Raw genomic sequence first — 20631 nt, 5'->3', positions numbered from 1 at the left:
TAATACTCGTGAGTAACACTGCGGAGCATGATGGACCCGTCGGGCGAGTTGGCGCTGGCCGCCGAGTTCCCCACCCCTGACCGCGAGCAGTGGCTGGACCTGGTCCAGGGCGTGCTGCGCAAGTCGGGTGCGGACTTCGGGTCGCTGATCACCACCACCTACGACGGCATCGACGTGCAGCCGCTGTACACCGCGGCCGACCGGGCGCCCGACGCCGGTTTCCCGGGCCTGGCCCCGTTCACCCGCGGCGGTCGTCCGCAGGGCGCGGTGAAGGGCTGGGACGTCCGCCAGCAGCACCGGGTCGCGGACCGCGAGGCGGTGGTGGCCGACCTGGAGAACGGCGTCACGTCGCTGTGGCTCAAGGGGATCGACCCGTCGACCTACGACGACGTGCTGGCCGACGTCTACCTGGACCTCGCGCCGGTCGTGGTCGACGCGGGCGCGGACTTCCTGGCCGCGGGCCGCGCCGTGCTGCGCGTGTGGGACCAGCGGCCGGTGCTCGCGAGCGAGGTGCGCGGCAACGTCGGCGCGGACCCCTTGGGCGTCCAGGCGCGCACCGGGCAGCCCGCCGACCTCGACGCGGTCACCGACCTGCTCGGCAAGGCCCGCGGGTTCCCCGGAGTGCGCCTGGTCGTGGTGGACGGCCTGCCCTTCCACGAGGCGGGCGGCTCGGACGCCCAGGAGCTCGGCGCGTCCCTCGCGGCCGGCGTCGCCTACCTGCGGCACCTGACCGGGGCGGGGCTGACCGTCGCGGAAGCCGCGCGGCTGCTGGAGTTCCGGTACGCGGCGACGGCCGACCAGTTCCTCACCATCGCCAAGTTCCGGGCCGCGCGCCGGCTGTGGGCGCGGGTCACGGAGGTCGCCGGCGCACCCAGCCCGCAGGCGCAGCACGCGGTGACGTCGCCCGCGATGATGACCAGGCGCGACCCGTGGGTGAACATGCTGCGCACCACCGTCGCCTGCTTCGGCGCGGGCCTCGGCGGCGCGGACGCGGTGACCGTGCTGCCGTTCGACCACGCCATCGGCCTGTCGGACGACTTCTCCCGGCGCATCGCCCGCAACACCCAGTCGCTGCTGCTGGAGGAGTCGAAGCTGGCCGGCGTGATCGACCCGGCGGGCGGCTCCTGGTACGTGGAGCGGCTCACCGAGGACCTCGCGCGCGCCGCGTGGGAGTGGTTCCGGGAGATCGAGGCCGCGGGCGGGCTGCCCGCGGCGTTCGGGCTGGTCACCGACCGGATCGCGGCCACCTGGGAGCAGCGCCGGGCGAACCTGGCCGACCGGTCGGACGCGATCACCGGCGTCAGCGAGTTCCCGGACGTCGGTGAGCAGCCGGTGGTCCGGCCGCCGTCGCCGCAGGAACCGGGCGGAGGCCTGCCGCGCGTCCGCTACGCCCAGGACTACGAGGCGCTGCGGGACGCGGCCGACGCGAGCCCGCAACGCCCGAAGGTGTTCCTGGCGACCCTCGGCCCGGTCGCCGCGCACACCGCGCGGGCCACGTTCGCCGCGAACCTGTTCCAGGCGGGCGGCATCGAGACGCCCCACGCGGGCGCCACCGCGACCGCGGACGACGTGGTGGCGCGGTTCCGCGAGAGCGGCGCGCGGATCGCGTGCCTGTGCGGCAGCGAGAAGAGCTACGCCGAGCTCGCCGCACCCGTCGCCGAGGCGCTGCGCGCGGCGGGCGCGGAGCGGATCCTGCTGGCGGGCAGGGAATCGGACGCGGAGATCGACGAGTACGTGTTCACCGGCTGCCCGGCGCTGGAAGTGCTGGAGCACACGTTCGACGCGCTTGGAGTCCAGCGATGATCCCGAACTTCGCCGACGTCGACCTCGGTGAGCCCACCGCCGCCCCGTCCTCCTCCCAGTGGCAGGACGCGTTGCAGGAGGCGACCGGCAAGGGCGCGGACGCGTTGACGTGGGAGACGCCCGAGGGCATCGGCGTCAAACCCCTCTACACCGCCGCCGACACCGAGGGCCTCGACTTCCTGGCCACCTACCCGGGCATCGCGCCGTTCCTGCGCGGCCCGTACCCGACGATGTACGTCAACCAGCCGTGGACCATCCGGCAGTACGCCGGGTTCTCCACCGCCGAGGAGTCCAACGCCTTCTACCGCCGCAACCTCGCGGCCGGGCAGAAGGGCCTCTCGGTCGCGTTCGACCTGGCCACCCACCGCGGCTACGACTCCGACCACCCGCGCGTGGCGGGCGACGTGGGCATGGCGGGCGTGGCCATCGACTCGATCTACGACATGCGCCGGCTGTTCGACGGCATCCCGCTGGACCGGATGAGCGTGTCGATGACCATGAACGGCGCCGTGCTGCCGGTCCTGGCCCTGTACGTGGTGGCGGCCGAGGAGCAGGGGGTGGCGCCCGAGCAGCTCGCGGGGACCATCCAGAACGACATCCTCAAGGAGTTCATGGTCCGCAACACCTACATCTACCCGCCGCAGCCGTCGATGCGGATCATCTCCGACATCTTCGCGTTCACCTCGCGGCGGATGCCGAAGTTCAACTCCATCTCCATCTCCGGCTACCACATGCAGGAAGCGGGCGCGACGGCCGACCTGGAGCTGGCGTACACGCTCGCGGACGGCGTGGAGTACCTGCGCGCGGGCCGTGACGCGGGGCTGGACGTCGACGCGTTCGCGCCGCGGCTGTCGTTCTTCTGGGCGATCGGCATGAACTTCTTCATGGAAGTCGCCAAGATGCGCGCCGCCCGGCTGCTGTGGGCGAAGCTGGTGAAGACCTTCGACCCCAAGTCGCCCAAGTCGCTGTCCCTGCGCACGCACTGCCAGACCTCGGGCTGGTCGCTGACCGCGCAGGACGTGTTCAACAACGTCGCCCGCACGTGCGTCGAGGCGATGGCCGCGACCCAGGGGCACACGCAGTCCTTGCACACCAACGCGTTGGACGAGGCGCTGGCGCTGCCCACCGACTTCTCCGCGCGCATCGCCCGCAACACCCAGCTGCTGCTCCAGCAGGAGTCGGGCACCACGCGGGTGATCGACCCGTGGGGCGGCAGCGCGTTCGTCGAGCGCCTCACGCACGACCTGGCGCACCGCGCGTGGTCGCACATCACCGAGGTCGAGGCCGCGGGCGGGATGGCCCGGGCCATCGACGCGGGCATCCCGAAGCTGCGCATCGAGGAGGCCGCGGCGCGCACCCAGGCGCGCATCGACTCCGGTCGGCAGCCGGTGATCGGCGTGAACAAGTACCAGGTGGAGTTCGACGAGAAGATCGACGTGCTCAAGGTCGACAACGCCGGGGTGCGCGGCCGGCAGCTGGCCAAGCTCGCCCGGCTGCGCGAGGAGCGCGACCAGTCCGCGGTGGACGGTGCGCTGCACGCGCTGACGAACGCGGCCGGCTCGGACGGCAACCTGCTGGAGCTGGCCATCGTCGCGGCCCGCGCCAAGGCGACCGTGGGCGAGATATCCGAGGCGCTGGCCAAGGTGTGGGGCAGGCACTCCGCCCAGATCCGCACCATCACCGGCGTGTACCGGGAGGAGGCCGGGTCGGTGTCCAACGTGAACGCCACCCGCGAGGTGGTGGAGGCGTTCGCCGAGGCCGAGGGCCGCCGCCCGCGCATCCTCGTCGCCAAGATGGGCCAGGACGGGCACGACCGCGGCCAGAAGGTCATCGCGACCGCGTTCGCGGACCTGGGCTTCGACGTGGACGTCGGCCCGCTGTTCCAGACCCCCGACGAGGTCGCGCGCCAGGCCGTCGAGGCCGACGTGCACATCGTCGGCGTGTCGTCGCTGGCCGCCGGTCACCTCACGCTGGTGCCCGCGCTGCGCTCGGCGCTGGCGGAGATGGGCCGCGACGACATCATGATCGTGGTCGGCGGCGTGATCCCGCCGCAGGACTTCGACGCGCTGCGCGAGGCGGGCGCGGCGGCGATCTTCCCGCCCGGCACGGTCATCGCGGACGCGGCGGGCGACCTGCTGCGCAAGCTGGCCGAGCAGCTGGGCCACGACACGACGGCCGCCGACCAGCCGGGACACGATGGCTAGGCCGGTCGACGTCGGCGAGTACGCCAAGGGCGTGCTGGCGGGCAACCGCGGCACGCTCGCGCGGGCCATCACGCTGGTCGAGTCCACGCGCCCGGACCACCGGGCGTCGGCGCAGGAACTGCTGGTCGAGCTGCTGCCGCACTCGGGCGCCGCGCACCGCGTCGGCATCACCGGCGTGCCCGGCGTCGGGAAGTCGACGTTCATCGACGCGTTCGGCTCGATGCTCACCGAGCGCGGTCACCGGGTGGCCGTGCTGGCGGTCGACCCGTCGTCCACCCGCACCGGCGGCTCGATCCTGGGCGACAAGACCCGCATGGCGCGGCTCGCGGTCGACCCGGCGGCGTTCATCCGGCCGTCACCGACCTCCGGCACGCTCGGCGGCGTCACCAAGGCCACCCGCGAGTCGATCGTGCTGGTCGAGGCCGCCGGGTACGACGTGGTGCTGGTCGAGACGGTCGGCGTGGGCCAGTCCGAGGTCGCCGTGGCGAACATGACGGACTGCTCGCTGTTCCTCACCCTCGCCCGCACCGGCGACCAGCTCCAGGGCATCAAGAAGGGCGTGCTGGAGCTGGCCGACGTGATCGCGGTCAACAAGGCCGACGGCCCGCACGAGCTGGACGCCCGCAGGGCCGCCCGCGAGCTGGCCGGGGCGCTGCGCCTGCTGCGCCCGCACGACGCCGTGTGGCACCCGCCCGTGCTCACGTGCAGCGGCCTGGACGGCACCGGGCTGGACACCGTCTGGCAGCAGGTCACCAAGCACCGCGAGACGCTGGAGGCGGCGGGCGGGCTGGCCGAGCGGCGGCGGCGCCAGCAGGTCGAGTGGACCTGGGCCATGGTGAACGACCAGCTGCTGACGAGCCTGCGCGAGGCGCCCGCGGTGCGCTCGCTCGTGCCCGAGGTCGAGCGGCAGGTGCGTGACGGAGAGCTGACCGCCACGCTGGCCGCCGAACGCATCCTCGAAGCGTTCCGACAGGGTGTCCACCGCGCCTGACCGCGCCTTTTCGTTCACAGCACGTGAACGAACACCGGTTTGGATGACCACTGACAGTGGTAACCACGACAGGCGGTAGCTAGGCTTGGCGACCATGTGGCGATCTGTGCTCGCGGTGTGCCTGTTCGTGCTGACCGGTGTCCTCACCGTGTCGGGCACAGGGGTCGCTGCGACGTCGTCGCAGGTCACCGGCCACGTCGCGGCCCAGCCGACGGAGACCTTGGCCCCCGGCGGCACGCTGGAGCCCGGCGGGACCGTGCCGCCCGGACCGGACATCGACGCGCCGAAGGAGCAGCAACCCGCACCCGCGTCCAGCGGCGAGACCCGCAGGAAGTTGTGGCTCGGTGGTATCGCGGTGCTGTTGTTCGCCCTCGTGTACTGGCGTAACAAGAAGCGGTGGTCGAAGTGGAGGGCGGGGCGCAAGTCCGGGTGATTCCCACCTGGTGGGAGCCCGAGGGGCGATCCGAGGACGCCTCATAGCATCGCCCTGCTGACCTGATCGGTCTGACCGAAACCCGGTCACCGCTCGGCGCAGCCCCGCGACCGGTTGCCGGTTGATCAACCAGGGGTGCGCCGTGCCCGCCGGACCGTGATGCAGGATGGACGCAAATGGGTACCGACTTCAAGATGAGCACGCGCTCGGCCGTCGAGCGGTACTCCACTGCGCTGGTAGACCTCTCCCGCAGCATCCACGCGGAGCCCGAGCAGGCGTTCGCCGAGCACCGCAGCGCCGCCAAGGTCGCTGACCTGCTGGCCGCCGAGGGCTTCGAGGTCGAGCGCGGCGTCGCGGACCTGGAGACGGCGTTCACCGCCTCGTTCGGGTCCGGTGAGCTGGTGCTCGGCCTGTGCGCGGAGTACGACGCGCTGCCCGAGGTCGGCCACGCGTGCGGGCACAACGTCATCGCCGCGGCCTCCACCGGCGCGGCCCTCGCGCTGCGCGACCTGGCCGACGAGCTGGACCTCACCGTCCGGGTGATCGGCACCCCCGCCGAAGAGGTCGGCGGCGGCAAGGTGCTGATGCTCGAACGCGGGGTATTCGACGACGTGGCGTTCTCCATGATGGTGCACCCGGCCCCCTACGAGGCCGTCGCCGCACGATCGCTCGCCATCACCGACGTCGAGGTCACCTACACCGGCAAGCCGTCGCACGCCGCCGCCGCGCCCCACCTGGGCGTGAACGCCGCCGACGCGATCACCGTGGCGCAGGTCGCCATCGGCCTGGCCCGCCAGCACCTGGAACCGGGCCAGATGGTCAGCGGCATCGTCACCCGCGGCGGCACCGTGCCGAACGTGGTCCCCGCGCACACGTCGGCCATGTTCGACCTGCGCGCCGACGACCTGGAGTCGCTGCGCCGGCTGGAGCAGCGGATCAACCGCTGCTTCCAGGCGGGTGCGGTGGCGACCGGCTGCACGCACGAGGTCGTCAAGGTCTCGCCGGTGTACGCCGAGCTGAGCCCGGACCCGTGGCTCGCGGACGCCTACCGGCGGGCCGCGACCGAGCTGGGCCGGCATCCGTTGAGCCCCGAGCAGGAGCTCAAGGAGAAGATCGGCAGCACCGACATGGGCAACATCACCCGTGCGCTGCCGGCCATCCACCCGACCATCGCCATCGACTGCGGAGACGCGGTGAACCACCAAATCGAGTTCGCGACCGCCTGTGCGTCGGCCTCCGCCGACCGAGCAGTGCTCGACGGGGCGCTCGCCCTCGCCTGGACCACCATTTCCGCTGCCACCGACGGTGCGCAGCGTTCTCGACTGTTGGCGGGTGCGGCATGACGGTTCTGGACTCGCGTCTGCCGGAGGAGGGTGCCGAGGTGCTGTTGACCGATCGCGGGGTCAGCATTGCCCCTGTGGATGATCGGGGTGAGGGTCGCGGACCCTCGTGGCTGGACGACTGGCTGGCGGCGAACGCCTCCGAGGTCGTCGCCTGGCGGCGGCACTTCCACGCGCACCCCGAGCTGTCCCGGCACGAGTACGCCACCACGGAGCTGATCGCGGGCGTGCTGCGCTCGGCCGGCCTCAAGCCGCGCATCATGCCCGGTGGGACGGGCCTGGTCTGCGACGTCGGCTCCGGGCCGCGCTGCGTGGCGCTGCGCGCGGACATCGACGCCCTGCCGCTGCCGGAGAACACCGGCCTGCCGTACTCGTCCACTGTGGACAACGTCGCGCACGCGTGCGGCCACGACGCGCACACCACCGTGCTGCTGGGCGCCGCGCTGGCGCTGGCCTCGGCCACCGAACTACCCGGTCGGGTGAGGTTGGTGTTCCAGCCCGCCGAGGAGGTCATGCCCGGCGGCGCGCTGGACGTGCTGGCCGCGGGCGGTCTGGACGGGGTGGAGCGCATCTTCGGGCTGCACTGCGACCCGCGCCTGGAGGTCGGCCGGATCGGCACCCGGATCGGGGCGATCACCTCGGCCAGCGACATGCTGGAGCTGCGCCTGACGTCCCCCGGCGGCCACACGTCCCGGCCGCACCTCACGGCGGACCTCGTGCACGCCCTGGGCACCGTGATCACGGGCCTGCCGGGGCTGCTGTCACGCCGCGTGGACCCCCGTTCGGGGACCGTGCTGGTGTGGGGCGCGGTGCACGCGGGTGAAGCGCCCAACGCCGTGCCGCAGGACGGCGTGCTGCGCGGCACCCTGCGCACCGGCGACCGCGACATCTGGGCCGAGCTGGAGCCGTTGATCAAGGAGCTGGTGGGTGCGCTGCTGGCGCCGACCGGCGTCGGCTTCGACCTGCACCACCGGCGCGGCGTCCCGCCGGTGGTGAACGACCGGGAGAGCACGATGCTCCTGCGCGCCGGCGTCGAGGCGGCGCTGGGCGAGGACGCGCTGGCGGGGACCGAGCAGTCCTCCGGCGGCGAGGACTTCGGCTGGTACCTGGAGCACGTGCCCGGCTCGTTCGCCCGCCTGGGCGTCTGGGACGGCGTGAGCAAGCAGAAGGACCTCCACCAGCCCACCTTCGACCTGGACGAACGGGCCCTGCTGGTCGGCGTGCGGGTGATGGTGCACGCCGCCCTGGCCGCCCTGGCCTGACCGCCGCGGGGGGGGCGCCCCCCCCGGGGCCGTCCAGGTGGTCGGCGCCCCCGACGCCCAGCGGGCGTTGCGCGACCTCGCGGCCGCGGTGCGGGACTAGCCGCGGTCGGGCACCCGCGCTGCGGGCCCCGTCGCGGGCCCTAGTTGTCGGACACCTCGACGCCCTTCCAGAACGCCACGTGGTCCTTGATGTTGGCCGCCGCCGACTTCGGCTGCGGGTAGTACCACGCGGCGTCGGCGTTGTCCTCGCCGTTCACCTGGAGGGTGTAATAGCTGGCCGTGCCCTTCCAGGGGCAGACCGTCGTCGTGTCCGACGGCTTGAGGTACTCGGCCCGCACCGACTCCTTGGGGAAGTAGTGGTTCCCCTCCACCATCTCGGTCTTGTCACTCTCGGCGATGATCTCGCCGTTCCACCGTGCGATCGCCATGACACCACTATGCCGTTGATCATCTTCTCTTGCCGGGCGGTGCCCGTAGGATGCTGCCGACACCGCGTTCCGGGCACCCGAGGAGGACCCACAGATGCCCATCGCAACCCCCGAGGTCTACGCCGAGATGCTCGACCGCGCGAAGGCGAACGAGTTCGCCTACCCCGCGATCAACGTCACCTCGTCCGAGACCCTCAACGCGGCCCTCCGTGGATTCGCGGAAGCCGAGAGCGACGGGATCATCCAGGTCTCGACCGGTGGTGCCGAGTTCGCCTCGGGCACCAAGGTCAAGGACATGGTGACCGGCGCGGTTGCGCTGGCGGAGTTCGCGCACGTTGTCGCCGAGAAGTACCCGGTGAACATCGCGCTGCACACCGACCACTGCCCGAAGGACAAGCTCGACGGCTACGTCCGGCCGCTCATCGCGATCAGCCAGGAGCGGGTGGACCGCGGGCTCAACCCGCTGTTCCAGTCGCACATGTGGGACGGCTCGGCCGTGCCGCTGGACGAGAACCTGAAGATCGCTTCCGAGCTGCTCGACCTCACCGCCAAGGCGAAGATCATCCTCGAGATCGAGGTGGGCGTCGTCGGCGGCGAGGAGGACGGCGTCGCGCACGAGATCAACGAGAAGCTGTACACCTCCCCCGAGGACTACCTGAAGACGGTGGACGCCCTCGGTGCCGGTGAGAAGGGCCGCTACCTGGTCGCGGCGACGTTCGGCAACGTGCACGGCGTGTACAAGCCGGGCAACGTGAAGCTGCGCCCGGAGATCCTCAAGCAGGGTCAGGACGTGGTGGCCGAGAAGCTGGGCCTGCCGGCCGGCTCCAAGCCGTTCGACCTGGTCTTCCACGGCGGCTCCGGCTCGCTGCTGGAGGAGATCCACGAGGCGGTGACCTACGGCGTGATCAAGATGAACATCGACACGGACACGCAGTACGCGTTCACCCGGCCGATCGTGGGTCACATGTTCGCCAACTACGACGGCGTGCTGAAGATCGACGGCGAGGTCGGCAACAAGAAGGCCTACGACCCGCGGTCCTACCTGAAGGCCGCCGAGCAGGGCATGGCCGCCCGCATCGCCCAGGCGTGCGAGCACCTGAAGTCGTCCGGCCGCATGATCGCCGGCTGAGACGTCCCGCACGGCGAACGGCCCCCTCCGGGTTCGGAGGGGGCCGTTCCGCGTCCTGCCTGCCGTGCGGCGTCCTACCTGCCGTGCATGCGGCAGACCGCGGCGTCCACCAGCTCGCGCTGCGCCGCCGCCGCGTCCGGTGCGGCCAGGGCGAACGTCGTGGTCATCAGCACGGTGGCGGTGCGGGTGCCGGAGGCGTCGGTGTAGTTGTGGCTGCGGTAGCCCGGGAAGCCGCCGGAGTGGCCCCACACCGTGCCGCAGGACGTGTGCACCTCCATGACGCCGAGGCCGTAGCCGTCGCCGCTGCCGTCGCCCTGGGGCACCGCGTCGCGCATCTGCGCGAGCAGGTGCCGCGGGACCAGCCGGCCGGACATCAGCGCGGTGAGGAACCTGTCCCAGTCCTCCGCCGTGGACACCAGGCCGCCCGCGGCCCACGCCGGGCTGAGGTCGAGCCCGGTGACGTCGACGTGCTCGTGGTGCCGGGGGCCCGCGAAGCCGTCGCCGACGGGCGTGCCGGGCGGGAGCAGCGGGCCGAGGTGCTCGGCGTCCGGCTCGTACCCGTGGGCGTGCCGGCCGCGGAACCCCGTGCCGGTGGCCAGGTAGGTGTGCCGAAGGCCGAGCGGTCGGATGACGCGCTGCTCGACCAGCTCGGCGTACGACCGGCCGGTCGCGGCCTCCAGGACCATGCCGATGAGCGTGTAGTTGGTGTTGCTGTAGTCCCACCGCTCGCCGGGCGCGAACAGCGGCGGGTGCGACACGGCCACCGCGACCAGCTCGGCCGGCGACCACGCCCGCGGGGCCTGCCCGGTGAGCAGGCCGAGCAGGCGCGGGTCGTCCACGTAGTCGAACAGGCCGCTGGTCTGGTTGAGCAGCACCCGCAGCGTGATCGCGGAGTCGTTCGGCACCACGCCCGGCAGCCACCGCCGCAGCGGGTCGTCCAGGCCGAGCCGGCCCTCCGCGACGAGCTGCAGGACGAGGGTGGCGGACGCGGTCTTGGTGTTGGACGCCACCTTGAACTCGTCACCGGACCGCAGGCGGTGGTCCGACAGCGTCCAGCGGGCCTGCCGGACCGCCTCGACCGGTCGGCCGCGCCCGTCGTCCACCCGGACGACGACGCCGGGCACGCCCGCCGCCAGCGCCCGGTCGACCGCCCCGGTGAGCCGGTCCGGTGCGGTGGCGCCGGCGAGGCCCGCGGTCGTCGCGGTCAGGGACAGGGCCAGGACCGCGGCCGCCGTCGTGCGGAGGAGTCCGCGCATGATAGTTCCCCCCAAGGGTTCGGGTTGCACCCGGTCGATCCTCGGGGGGAACGGGGTCGAGCAGAATCAGGCGGTCACCAGTGGTCGTCGGGGGGCCAACCCCACCGTGAGCCGGTCCGCGACCAGCCACAGGGCGGCCAGCGCCACGAACGTCACCGCGGCGGACGGGTAGAGGATCGGCGGCGCGGCGTCCAGCGACTGCTGCACCCAGATCCCGCCGTAGCCCAGGCCCGTGACGGCGGCCGAACCGAGGATCGCGGCCACTGGCGCGGGCACCCGGCCCAGGTGCGCGACGTCCACGGCCAGGCCGATGAGCAGCACGAACACCGGCACGGCCGACAGGGGGAAGTCCGCGATGCCGAGCAGCGGCCAGACCAGCAGGCGGTAGGCGACGTAGGCGCCCGCGACCGCCGTCGCGGCCCACGGCGTGCCGATCGTGCGCCGGGCGACGACCAGCACGAGGGCCGCCGCGACCAGGCCCCACACCGGGTAGACCCAGTCGGGGATCGGCAGCGAGAACTGCACGATGGACGCGCGGTCGACGGGTCGGCCGATCTGGTCGGCGGCGAACTGCAGCAGGCTCGGTTCGGCGTACGGGTCGCCGCGGTCCCAGGAGGCGATCTCCAGCACCCCGTACTCCTGGTGCTGGTTGGGGAACCACATGTTCTCCAGGAAGAAGAACCACAGCCCCGCCAGGCCGAGCACCCGCCACCGGCCACCGGCCGGGAAGTGCTTGATCCACCCGCGGACCGCGCCCGCGAGCATGATCGCGGTGCCCAGGTACAGCAGGGCGTGCGACCCGCTCCACGACGTGATGTCGAGGCCGTTGATCCGGTGGTTGATCAGGTCGATGGGCAGCGCGACCAGGAAGACGCCGGTGCCCCACTGCATCAGCCGCAGCGCCGTCCGGTCCGCGCCGTAGCCGGTGTAGGTGTGGAACAGCGTCAACCCGACCACGATCACCGTGCCCACGGTGTTGATCATGTGTGGTGGCGCCAGCTCGTCGCGCAGCCACTTGAAGTGCCACGCCACGTCCCACGAGGAGCCGATCAGCTTGAGCAGCAGACCGAGCAGCCAGAGCTTGTAGAGCCCGGCGACGAGAGCGGGCGGCGTCTCGCGCCCCGGCTCGCCGCGCTCCCAGTACTGGTCGCGGAAGTGCGCGACGCGCTTGGTAACCCCCATGTTCACCCGCCCATGATGCGTCTCGCCCGGGGTCGCTGGAAGGGTGACCCGCCCTGGTATTTCCAGGGACATCCCCTAGGGGCTGCGACGACCAGCATATTCGGTGCCGGACTCATGCGAACAGGTGATGGTCGTTGCTCCGAACGGCCCTCACGGGGAAGGGTGCCGCCTGAGAGTCGACTGAGAACGAGGAGCACTCCCATGGGCAAGAGGGTCGTCGCCGGCGTCATCGTCACCGCGCTGGTGCTGGCACTGGTCGCTGCCGTGGCGCGGGTATTTCTAAGCTGACCGCATGGAGAACCTGCTCGGTCCCGAACCCACGTTGCTGCCCGACCGCCCGGAGGCGCAGGCCGCCGCCGAGGCCGGCACCGACCCGGCCAAGATCGTCCGCGCCTACCCCGACTTCAGCGAGGCGTGGGCGCTGCTCGCGGAGCGGGCGTTGCAGACCGGCGACCCCGTCGCCGGCTACGCGTTCGCCCGCACCGGCTACCACCGCGGCCTCGACCAGCTGCGCCGCGCGGGCTGGAAGGGCCACGGGCCGGTGCCGTGGTCGCACCGCGCCAACCAGGGCTTCCTGCGCGCCCTGGCGGCGCTGGCGCGGGCCGCCGACGAGATCGGCGAGACCGAGGAGTACGAGCGGTGCCGGAAGTTCCTCGGCGACAGCGACCCCGCGGCGCCGTCCGCCCTCGGCCTGGGCTGAGCGCGTGGTGGCCGTGCGCGACGAGGTGGCGCGCAGGCTGAGGCGGTGGCGGAGCACGGCCCTGCCGATCGGGCAGGCCGCGCTCGCCGCCGGGCTGTCCTGGCTGGTCGCCACCGAGGTGGTCGGCCACGCGCACCCGTTCTTCGCGCCGATCGCCGCCGTCGTCTGCCTCGGCGTGTCGCTGGGGCAGCGGCTGCGGCGCGTCGTGGAGCTGGTCGTCGGCGTGTCCGTGGGCGTCGGGGTCGGTGACGTGCTGATCGCGGTGATCGGGTCCGGGGCGTGGCAGATCGCGCTGGTCGTGGGGCTGGCGATGTCGACGGCCGTGCTGCTGGACGGCGGCGCGGTGATCGCCTTGCAGTCCGGCTCGTCGGCGGTGCTGGTCGCGACCCTGCTGCCGCCCAGCGCGGGCGGCGGGCTGGACCGGATGGTGGACGCGCTGGTCGGCGGCCTGGTGGGGCTCGCGGTGGCGGCGCTGCTGCCGGCGAACCCGCTGACCGTGGCGCACCGGCAGGCCAAGGCCGTGCTGGGTGAGCTGACCCAGGCGTTGCGCGGGGTGGCCGACGCGGTGTCCGACCAGGACGCCGTGCAGGCCGCCGGCGTGCTGGCGCGGCTGCGCGGCAGCCAAGAGGCGGTGGACGAGTTCGCGTCGGCGTTGAAGACCGGCGGCGAGATCGCCACCATCGCGCCGATCCGCTGGCGCAGGCGGCACGAGCTGGGCCGGTACGAGACGGCGGCCACGCCGGTGGACTACGCCCTGCGCAACACCAGGGTGCTGGCCAGGCGGGCGTTGGCGGCGTTGCGGGACGGCGAGCGGATGCCGGACGTGCTGCCCGACGTGCTGCGGCAGTACGCCGACGCGGTGGACGTGCTGCGGGCGGAGCTGGGGCGGGGCGAGGAGCCGAAGCGGGCGCGCGCGGCGATCTGCGCGGCCGCTTCCGCGACCACGGACCGGTTGGGCGGCGAGGGGTTCTCCACGAAGGTGGTGCTGGCCCAGATCCGCTCGGTGGCCGTGGACCTGCTGCAGGCCACCGGGCTGTCGCGGGCGGAGGCGGCGGAGTCGTTGCCGCCCTTGCGCTGAGGCGAGGGCGGCGACGACACCTAGCCCTTCGGGCGGTTCAGCACGCCGAGCAGGACGGCGTGCACCGCCTCGTGGTCACGCGGGTCGGCCAGCCGGCACGAGGCGCCGGTGACGGCGTACCACTCCTCCGCACCCTCGTACCGGACCGAGGCGCGCAGGGCGCCGCCGTCCAGCGTGGTGCGCAGTTCCAGGTCACCGGTCACCACGCCGACCTCGTCGGTCATCACGCCACCCGGTCCGGCCACGAATGCGGAAGACAGGTCTGCCATCGGTCGTCAGCACCTCCCGAGCATGCTCTGCAGTGCAGTCTTCTCCGCGGAGTTCACCGTCAAACCCCACTTGTACTTCGAACGCGTCCACATCTTCGCGTAGGTGCACCAGTACGAGGTCAGCGGAGGCTTCCACAGGGCCGGGTCCTGGTCGCCCTTGGCCTGGTTGACGTTGTCGGTGACGGCGATCAGCTGCGGGCCGGCCAGGTCGTTGGCGAACGACTCGCGCCGGGACGTGGTCCACGACGACGCGCCGGAGCGCCACGCCTCGGCCAGCGGCACGACGTGGTCGATGTCGAGGTCGGACGCCTGGGTCCAGGTCGCTCCGTCGTACGGGCTGTACCAGCGGCCGGACGTGGCCGCGCAGCTGGAGTCGGTGACCACGTTCGTGCCGTCGCGCTTGAGCACCGCCTCCCGGGTGTTGCAGGCGCCCGAGACGGTGCTCCAGTGCGGGAACAGGTCGCGCGAGTAGCCGCTCGTGGAGCCTTCGCCGGCGACCCGCAGGGCGGCCAGCTCCGAGAGCGCGGTAGCGGTGCTCGGGATGTTCGGCGGCGTCGCCTGGGCGGGGGTGACCAGGCCGACGGCCAGCGCACCAGCCAGGAGCAGGGAAAGAGCCGGAAGCCGCAGGGAGGTGAATCGCGATTTGTTGACCGTTGACATAGTTCCGACCTTCCTAGTTGGAAGCTGTCGGAATTACCTTGGGTCAATTCTCCTTCCGTTACAACGCTTTCGCGTGACGCCTGAATGGCGGGGGAGAAAAATTCTCCGTCACTGCACCCCGCGGATCAGCCGCAAGTCCTCCGTGTGGCGGTACCAGGTCCACTTGGTCATCGGGCGCGGGTGCGCGACCCCGTCCGAGTTCACCTGGACGGCCAGGCAGCCCAGTTGGAACGCGCGTGCCGCCGTGCTGGTGACCTTCCGCCCGAACAGCCGCTTGTGGATGACGCGCACCACCAGTCCCGGCCCGCCGTCCGGGTCCGGCGTGACCTCCAGCCGGGACGCCTGGCCGCGCAGCACGACCGTGTCGTCGCCGTAGCCGACGCCGCGCACCGGGCCGAGCGAGCCGAGGCCGACGAGCACGCCGCCGACGTCGTCGCGGACGAGCGGCACCCGGTCGGGTTCACCGGACAGGGCGAGGTCGAGCGCGCGCCCGGTGTCGGTCGGCAGGCCCCACAGCCGGGCCACCTCGGACGCCGGGTCGGTGGGCACGTACCCGAGCGGCACGTCGGCCAGCCGCTCGCCGCGCAGCAGCCGCAGCACCACCGCGTTGAGGTCGGCGTCCGTGCCGTGCACGACGAGACGTTTATCACCCGGTTCGGCGAGAACGGCGTCCACCTCGGCTTTTCCGGGCCGTGCGGCCGTTCGGCGCACCTCGAAACGGTCACCGTCCGTGATCATTGGCGACTGCGAGTTTCCGCAGGCCAGCACGATTCCGCGCACCTTCATCTCCTGGTCTACCCTCAACAGCCGTCCAGATGACGGCTCGGCCGTCGCAGGCATTCGGCTCTCTTACCCGTCCAACCGCTTGGAGTTTCACATGCCGGCCGTCGTGCTGATCGGTGCCCAGTGGGGCGATGAGGGCAAGGGCAAGGCCACCGACCTGCTCGGTGACCGGGTGCAGTGGGTGGTCCGGTACCAGGGCGGGAACAACGCGGGTCACACCGTCGTGCTGCCCGACGGCCAGAAGTTCGCCCTGCACCTCATTCCCTCCGGCATCCTCACCCCCGGCGTGACCAGCGTCATCGGCAACGGCGTCGTGGTCGACCCCGGCGTGCTCCTGGAGGAGCTGGCCGGCCTCGACGAGCAGGGCGTCGACACCAGCAAGCTGCTCATCTCCGCGGACGCCCACTTGATCATGCCGTACCACGTGGCCATCGATAAGGTCACCGAGCGGTACCTGGGCAAGTCCAAGATCGGCACGACCGGTCGCGGCATCGGCCCGTGCTACCAGGACAAGATCGCCCGCGTCGGCGTGCGCGCGCAGGACCTGCTGGACGAGAAGATCCTCCGGCAGAAGGTCGAAGCCGCCCTGGACTTCAAGAACCAGGTGCTGGTCAAGGTCTACAACCGCAAGGCGCTCGACCCCGAGCAGGTCGTGGACAGCGTGCTGGAGCACGGCACGAAGTTCACCTCCCGCATCGCGGACACCCGCCTGCTGCTCAACGAGGCGCTGGAGCGCGGCGAGACGGTCCTGCTGGAGGGCTCGCAGGGCACCCTGCTCGACGTGGACCACGGCACCTACCCGTTCGTGACCTCGTCGAACCCGACCTCGGGCGGCGCCAGCGCCGGCTCGGGCATCGGGCCGACGAAGATCACCACGGTGATCGGGATCCTGAAGGCCTACACGACCCGGGTGGGTTCGGGGCCGTTCCCGACCGAGCTGAACGACGAGATGGGCGAGCACCTGCGCAAGACCGGTGGCGAGTTCGGCGTGACCACCGGGCGCTCCCGGCGCACCGGCTGGTTCGACGCGGTGATCGCCCGGTACGCGACGCGGGTCAACGGCATCACCGACTACTTCCTCACCAAGCTGGACGTGCTGTCGGGCCTGGAGAAGGTCCCGGTCTGCGTGGGCTACACGATCGACGGCGAGCGGGTCGACGAGATGCCGATGACGCAGACCGACGTGCACCACGCCGTGCCGGTGTACGAGGAGCTGCCGGGCTGGTTCGAGGACATCAGCCACTGCCGCACGTTCGAGGAGCTGCCCGCGAACGCGCGCGCCTACGTCGAGCACCTGGAGGAGATCTCCGGGGCCCGCATGTCCGCGATCGGCGTCGGCCCCGGCCGCGACCAGACCATCGTGCGCCACGACATGCTCGGCTGACACCGCACCGCGCACCACGACTACCTCCGGGGCCGAGGCAATCGGCCCCGGAGGTATTTTCATGATTCGGGACGCGTTGACTTCTCCCGACCGGATATCGAAACTCTGACTCGCTGATCAGCGCGTCCGATGTTTCCTGCTCCGCTGGGAGAAATCCGTGTCGATTTCCACCGCGGGTGTCGTCGCGCGTCCGGAATCCATTGTCCCGGCGCGTGCGCCCGCCACAAAACAACGCAGGTTCCCCGATTTGCGGCGGTGGGCGAGCCCCGTCGGGCTGGTCCTGCTGTGGCAGGCCCTGAGCAGCGCCGGCGTGCTGCCGGAGGACAAGCTCGCGTCGCCGGTCACCGTCTTCCGGTCCGGTTACGAGCTGGTCCTGGACGGTCGGCTGGTGGACGCGTTCCTGGTGTCGTCGAGCCGGGTCGCGGTGGGCTTCGTCCTCGGCGCGGTCGTCGGTGGCGCGCTCGGCTTGGCGTCCGGCCTGTCCCGGTGGGGTGAACGGCTGCTCGACCCGCCGGTGCAGATGCTGCGCACGTTGCCGCACCTGGGCCTGGTCCCGCTGTTCATCCTGTGGTTCGGCATCGGGGAGGAGCCGAAGCTGGCGCTGGTCGCGGCCGGTGTCGCGTTCCCGCTGTACCTGAACCTGCACGCGGGCATCCGGCAGACCGACCCGACCCTGCTGGAAGCCGCACGGGTGCTCGGCTACACCCGGTTCGAGCGGGTCGCGCACGTGGTGCTGCCGTCGGCCGTGCCGCAGACCCTGGTGGGGCTGCGGATCGCGCTCGGCACGGCGTGGTTGTCGCTGATCGTCGGTGAGCAGGTCAACGCGGACGCGGGCATCGGCTATCTGATCAACAACGCGCGCGAGTTCCTGCGCACCGACATCGTCGTGGTGGGCCTGCTGGTCTACGCGCTGCTCGGCCTGACCACGGACGCGCTGGTGCGCGCGCTGGAGAGGAGGGCGCTGCGGTGGCGGGCGCGGTGAGCATCCGGGGGTTGGTCAAGGAGTTCGGGCCGCGGCGCGTGCTGGACGGGCTCGACCTGGAGGTCGCGGACGGCGAGTTCGTGGCGCTGCTGGGGCGCAGCGGGTGCGGGAAGTCGACGTTGCTGCGGATCCTGGCGGGGTTGGACCACGAGGTCGGCGGGACGTTCTCGGTGCCGGACCGGGTGTCGGTCGCCTTCCAGCAGCCCCGGCTGCTGCCGTGGCGGAAGGTGTGGCGCAACGTCTCGCTCGGCTTGCGCGGGGCCGGTCGCCCGAAGGACTGGCACCGCTCGGTCGCCGAACGCGCGCTGGCCGAGGTGCGGCTGTCCGGTCACGCCGACGCGTGGCCGTCGACGCTGTCCGGCGGCGAGGCGCAGCGCGTGTCGTTGGCGCGGGCCCTGGTGCGCGAGCCCGAGCTGCTGCTGCTGGACGAGCCGTTCGGCGCGCTGGACGCGTTGACCCGGCTCGCCATGCACCACCTGGTCGAGCAGCTGTGGCGGGAGCACCGGCCCGCCGTGCTGTTCGTGACCCACGACGTGGACGAGGCCCTGCTGCTGGCCGACCGGGTCGTGGTGCTGGACGAAGGTCGGATCGTGGCCGAGCACCGCGTCGACCTGCCGCGACCGCGGCGCCGCGCGTCCTTCGCGGACCTGCGGGTGGAAGTGCTGTCGGACCTGGGAGTGGACGATGTCGAAGCTGCTTAGTGCCCTGGTGGTCGTGGTGCTGGCGCTGTCGGGCTGCGGCACGGCGGAGTCGTCCGGCGGTGGCGAGGTCGTGCTGAAGGTCGGTGACCAGAAGGGCGGCTCGAAGTCGCTGCTGACCGCCGCCGGGTTGCTGGACGACTTCCCGTACCGGATCGAGTGGTCGACGTTCACGTCCGGGCCGCCGCTGCTGGAAGCGGCGTCGGCGGGCGCGATCGACGTGGGCGGCGTCGGCAACACGCCGCCGATCTTCGCCGCGGCGGCCAACGCGAAGATCGCCGCGGTGTACGCCGCGCAGGGCAGCGTGGAGGGCGACGCCCTGCTGGTGCCCGCCGACTCGCCGCTGAAGTCCGTGCCGGAGCTGAAGGGGCGAAGCATCGCCGTCGCCAAGGGCAGCTCGGCGCACGGGCAGGTCCTGCTGACGCTCGCGTCGGCCGGGCTGACGACCAAGGACGTGACGCTGAACTTCCTCCAGCCGTCCGACGCCTACTCGGCGTTCACGCAGAAGCGCGTGGACGCGTGGGCGGTGTGGGACCCCTACACCTCGCAGGCGCAGCTGGAGGCCGGGGCGCGGGCGCTCACCGACGGGCGCGGCAAGTCCAACGGGTACACGTTCCAGGTCGCCGGCCGCGCCGCGCTGGCCGACCCGGGCAAGGAGGCCGCGGTCAAGGAGTTCGTGCGGCGGGTCAGCCGGGCGCAGCGGTGGGCCGACACCCACCGCGAGGAGTGGGCCTCGGTGTGGGCCGCCGAGACCGGGCTGAAGGTCGAGGTGGCGCGGGCCGCCGTCGAGCGCGGTGGCGACCTGCCGGTGAAGCTGGACGGCGCGGTGGTCGCGTCCGAGCAGGAACTGGCCGACGCGTTCACCGCGGACGGCACGCTGCCCGGCAAGGTGGACTTCGAGGAGTTCGTGGACACCCGCTTCCAGGGAGAACTGTCATGAGCGTCGTCCTGCACTGGTTCCTGCCCACGTCCGGCGACGGCCGGACCGTCGTCGAGCGCTTCCACGCCAACCGGTCCCTCGGTGCGGCGGCGATGCGCGAGCCGGACATCGACTACCTGGCGCAGGTCGCCCAGGCGGCCGAGCGCAACGGGTTCACCGGCGTGCTGACGCCGACCGGCACGTGGTGCGAGGACGCGTGGTTGACCACGGCGGCGCTGCTGGCCCGGACGTCGACGCTGAAGTTCCTGGTGGCGTTCCGGCCGGGCGTCCTGTCCCCGACGCTGGCCGCGCAGATGGCGTCGACCTACCAGCGGATCTCCCGCGGACGGCTGCTGCTCAACGTGGTGACCGGCGGGGACGAGGTGGAGCAGCGCCGGTTCGGGGACTGGCTCGACCACGACCAGCGGTACGCGCGGACCGACGAGTTCCTGCACGTGGTGCGCGCGGTGTGGTCGGGGCGGCCGGTGGACTTCGACGGCGAGCACTACCGGGTCACCGGCGCGACGCTGCTGGCCCCGCCCGACCCGGTGCCGCCGATCTACTTCGGCGGGTCGTCGGACGCGGCGCTGCCGGTCGCGGCCCGGCGCGCGGACGTGTACCTGACGTGGGGCGAGCCGCCGGCGCAGGTGGCGGAGAAGATCGCGCGGGTGCGGGCGTTGGCCGGTGACCGGCCGATCCGGTTCGGCATCCGGCTGCACACGATCAGCCGCGACACGTCGGCCGAGGCGTGGCGGGAGGCGGAGAAGCTGCTGGAGGCGCTGGACCCGGAGCAGGTGGCCAGGGCCCAGGAGCAGCTGCGCACGTCGCAGTCGGTGGGGCAGCAGCGGATGGTGGCGCTGCACGGCGGCGACCTCAGCCGGGGCGTGCGCGGCCTGGAGGTCCACCCCGGCCTGTGGGCGGGCATCGGGCTGGTGCGCGGCGGCGCGGGCACGGCGCTGGTCGGCAGCCACGCCGAGGTGGCCGACCTGATCGAGGAGTACCACGCGCTGGGCGTGGAGGAGTTCGTGCTGTCCGTCACCGGTGCCAGCGACGGACTTGCCGCCGTTCAGCTCGCCGGGCGTGAGCTTGTCGACGATGGACAGGGCGAACAGCAGACCGGCGGACGGGCC

20 protein-coding genes are annotated in these 20631 nt (G+C 72.1%); 14 read left to right on the top strand and 6 right to left on the bottom strand.

All coding sequences use genetic code 11. The features are described 5' to 3' along the window. Nucleotides 1–30: 30 nt before the first annotated feature. The 6 genes from AB0G02_RS07280 to AB0G02_RS07255 all read left to right on the top strand — a co-directional run bounded on the left by AB0G02_RS07280 (nucleotide 31) and on the right by AB0G02_RS07255 (nucleotide 8033). Complete coding sequence (locus AB0G02_RS07280; RefSeq protein WP_360790713.1) at nucleotides 31–1803, top strand: methylmalonyl-CoA mutase family protein; 1773 nt, start codon at nucleotides 31–33, stop codon at nucleotides 1801–1803. Next, entirely contained in the window at nucleotides 1800–4007 is a 2208-nt protein-coding gene (gene scpA / locus AB0G02_RS07275; protein WP_360790679.1) for a methylmalonyl-CoA mutase, read from the top strand. Before AB0G02_RS07280 ends, scpA begins: the two co-directional genes overlap by 4 nt. Further along, nucleotides 4000–4998 (top strand): methylmalonyl Co-A mutase-associated GTPase MeaB, encoded by a 999-nt coding sequence (meaB, locus tag AB0G02_RS07270; protein ID WP_360790677.1) that lies wholly within the window; start codon nucleotides 4000–4002, stop codon nucleotides 4996–4998. The genes scpA and meaB overlap by 8 nt, the downstream gene beginning before the upstream one ends. 94 nt (nucleotides 4999–5092) lie before the next feature. Further along, nucleotides 5093–5431, top strand: a complete 339-nt coding sequence (locus tag AB0G02_RS07265) for a hypothetical protein (RefSeq protein WP_360790674.1) — start codon at nucleotides 5093–5095, stop codon at nucleotides 5429–5431. A 194-nt stretch (nucleotides 5432–5625) separates the two neighbouring features. Next, complete coding sequence (locus AB0G02_RS07260; protein ID WP_360790672.1) at nucleotides 5626–6774, top strand: M20 family metallopeptidase; 1149 nt, start codon at nucleotides 5626–5628, stop codon at nucleotides 6772–6774. Next, nucleotides 6771–8033 (top strand): M20 family metallopeptidase, encoded by a 1263-nt coding sequence (locus tag AB0G02_RS07255; protein ID WP_360790670.1) that lies wholly within the window; start codon nucleotides 6771–6773, stop codon nucleotides 8031–8033. Before AB0G02_RS07260 ends, AB0G02_RS07255 begins: the two co-directional genes overlap by 4 nt. A gap of 140 nt (nucleotides 8034–8173) precedes the next feature. Here AB0G02_RS07255 and AB0G02_RS07250 read toward each other — a convergent pair whose 3' ends face one another. Next, on the bottom strand, nucleotides 8174–8461 hold the full coding sequence (locus AB0G02_RS07250) for a DUF427 domain-containing protein (RefSeq protein ID WP_360790668.1): 288 nt from the start codon (nucleotides 8459–8461) through the stop codon (nucleotides 8174–8176). Nucleotides 8462–8555: 94 nt separating this feature from the next. Between AB0G02_RS07250 and fbaA the strand changes: the two genes are divergently transcribed. Continuing rightward, nucleotides 8556–9590, top strand: a complete 1035-nt coding sequence (fbaA, locus tag AB0G02_RS07245) for a class II fructose-bisphosphate aldolase (RefSeq protein ID WP_360790665.1) — start codon at nucleotides 8556–8558, stop codon at nucleotides 9588–9590. Nucleotides 9591–9664: 74 nt separating this feature from the next. On the opposite strand, the gene AB0G02_RS07240 is transcribed toward fbaA, so the two are convergent. Continuing rightward, the gene (locus AB0G02_RS07240; RefSeq protein WP_360790663.1) at nucleotides 9665–10846 is read right to left on the bottom strand and encodes a serine hydrolase domain-containing protein; all 1182 of its coding nucleotides are present in this window, start codon (nucleotides 10844–10846) and stop codon (nucleotides 9665–9667) included. Nucleotides 10847–10912: 66 nt separating this feature from the next. Next, nucleotides 10913–12028, bottom strand: a complete 1116-nt coding sequence (locus AB0G02_RS07235) for a hypothetical protein (RefSeq protein WP_360790710.1) — start codon at nucleotides 12026–12028, stop codon at nucleotides 10913–10915. 292 nt (nucleotides 12029–12320) lie between these two features. On the opposite strand from AB0G02_RS07235, the gene AB0G02_RS07230 reads away from it, so the two are divergent. Continuing rightward, nucleotides 12321–12728 (top strand): DUF3151 domain-containing protein, encoded by a 408-nt coding sequence (locus AB0G02_RS07230; protein WP_360790660.1) that lies wholly within the window; start codon nucleotides 12321–12323, stop codon nucleotides 12726–12728. A gap of 4 nt (nucleotides 12729–12732) precedes the next feature. Beyond that, nucleotides 12733–13806: an FUSC family protein gene (locus AB0G02_RS07225; protein WP_360790657.1), complete on the top strand. Its 1074-nt coding sequence runs from the start codon at nucleotides 12733–12735 to the stop codon at nucleotides 13804–13806. Between the two features lie 20 nt (nucleotides 13807–13826). On the opposite strand, the gene AB0G02_RS07220 is transcribed toward AB0G02_RS07225, so the two are convergent. The 3 genes from AB0G02_RS07220 to AB0G02_RS07210 all read right to left on the bottom strand — a co-directional run bounded on the left by AB0G02_RS07220 (nucleotide 13827) and on the right by AB0G02_RS07210 (nucleotide 15473). After that, a complete protein-coding gene (locus AB0G02_RS07220) occupies nucleotides 13827–14075 on the bottom strand; it encodes a hypothetical protein (protein WP_360790655.1) in 249 nt (82 codons plus the stop codon). A 6-nt stretch (nucleotides 14076–14081) separates the two neighbouring features. Then, nucleotides 14082–14735, bottom strand: coding sequence for an HNH endonuclease family protein (locus AB0G02_RS07215; protein ID WP_360790653.1), 654 nt, complete (start codon nucleotides 14733–14735; stop codon nucleotides 14082–14084). A gap of 108 nt (nucleotides 14736–14843) precedes the next feature. Beyond that, nucleotides 14844–15473: a hypothetical protein gene (locus AB0G02_RS07210; RefSeq protein ID WP_360790650.1), complete on the bottom strand. Its 630-nt coding sequence runs from the start codon at nucleotides 15471–15473 to the stop codon at nucleotides 14844–14846. 139 nt (nucleotides 15474–15612) lie between these two features. On the opposite strand from AB0G02_RS07210, the gene AB0G02_RS07205 reads away from it, so the two are divergent. The 5 genes from AB0G02_RS07205 to AB0G02_RS07185 form a co-directional block, all read left to right on the top strand. Next, a complete protein-coding gene (locus AB0G02_RS07205) occupies nucleotides 15613–16902 on the top strand; it encodes an adenylosuccinate synthase (RefSeq protein ID WP_360790647.1) in 1290 nt (429 codons plus the stop codon). Nucleotides 16903–17059: 157 nt separating this feature from the next. Further along, nucleotides 17060–17884, top strand: a complete 825-nt coding sequence (locus AB0G02_RS07200) for an ABC transporter permease (protein ID WP_360790644.1) — start codon at nucleotides 17060–17062, stop codon at nucleotides 17882–17884. Beyond that, entirely contained in the window at nucleotides 17869–18585 is a 717-nt protein-coding gene (locus tag AB0G02_RS07195) for an ABC transporter ATP-binding protein (protein WP_360790642.1), read from the top strand. Before AB0G02_RS07200 ends, AB0G02_RS07195 begins: the two co-directional genes overlap by 16 nt. Then, nucleotides 18569–19522, top strand: a complete 954-nt coding sequence (locus AB0G02_RS07190) for an ABC transporter substrate-binding protein (protein ID WP_360790639.1) — start codon at nucleotides 18569–18571, stop codon at nucleotides 19520–19522. Before AB0G02_RS07195 ends, AB0G02_RS07190 begins: the two co-directional genes overlap by 17 nt. Further along, a partial coding sequence (locus tag AB0G02_RS07185; protein WP_360790637.1) for an LLM class flavin-dependent oxidoreductase occupies nucleotides 19519–20631 on the top strand: 1113 nt, incomplete at its 3' end. The genes AB0G02_RS07190 and AB0G02_RS07185, both read left to right, overlap by 4 nt.

It is taken from the genome of Actinosynnema sp. NPDC023658, assembly GCF_040639995.1.
In the GTDB taxonomy this organism is placed as follows: domain Bacteria; phylum Actinomycetota; class Actinomycetes; order Mycobacteriales; family Pseudonocardiaceae; genus Actinosynnema.
Note: the sequence above shows the minus strand (reverse complement) of the source record. Positions and strands in the feature narration are given on the sequence as shown.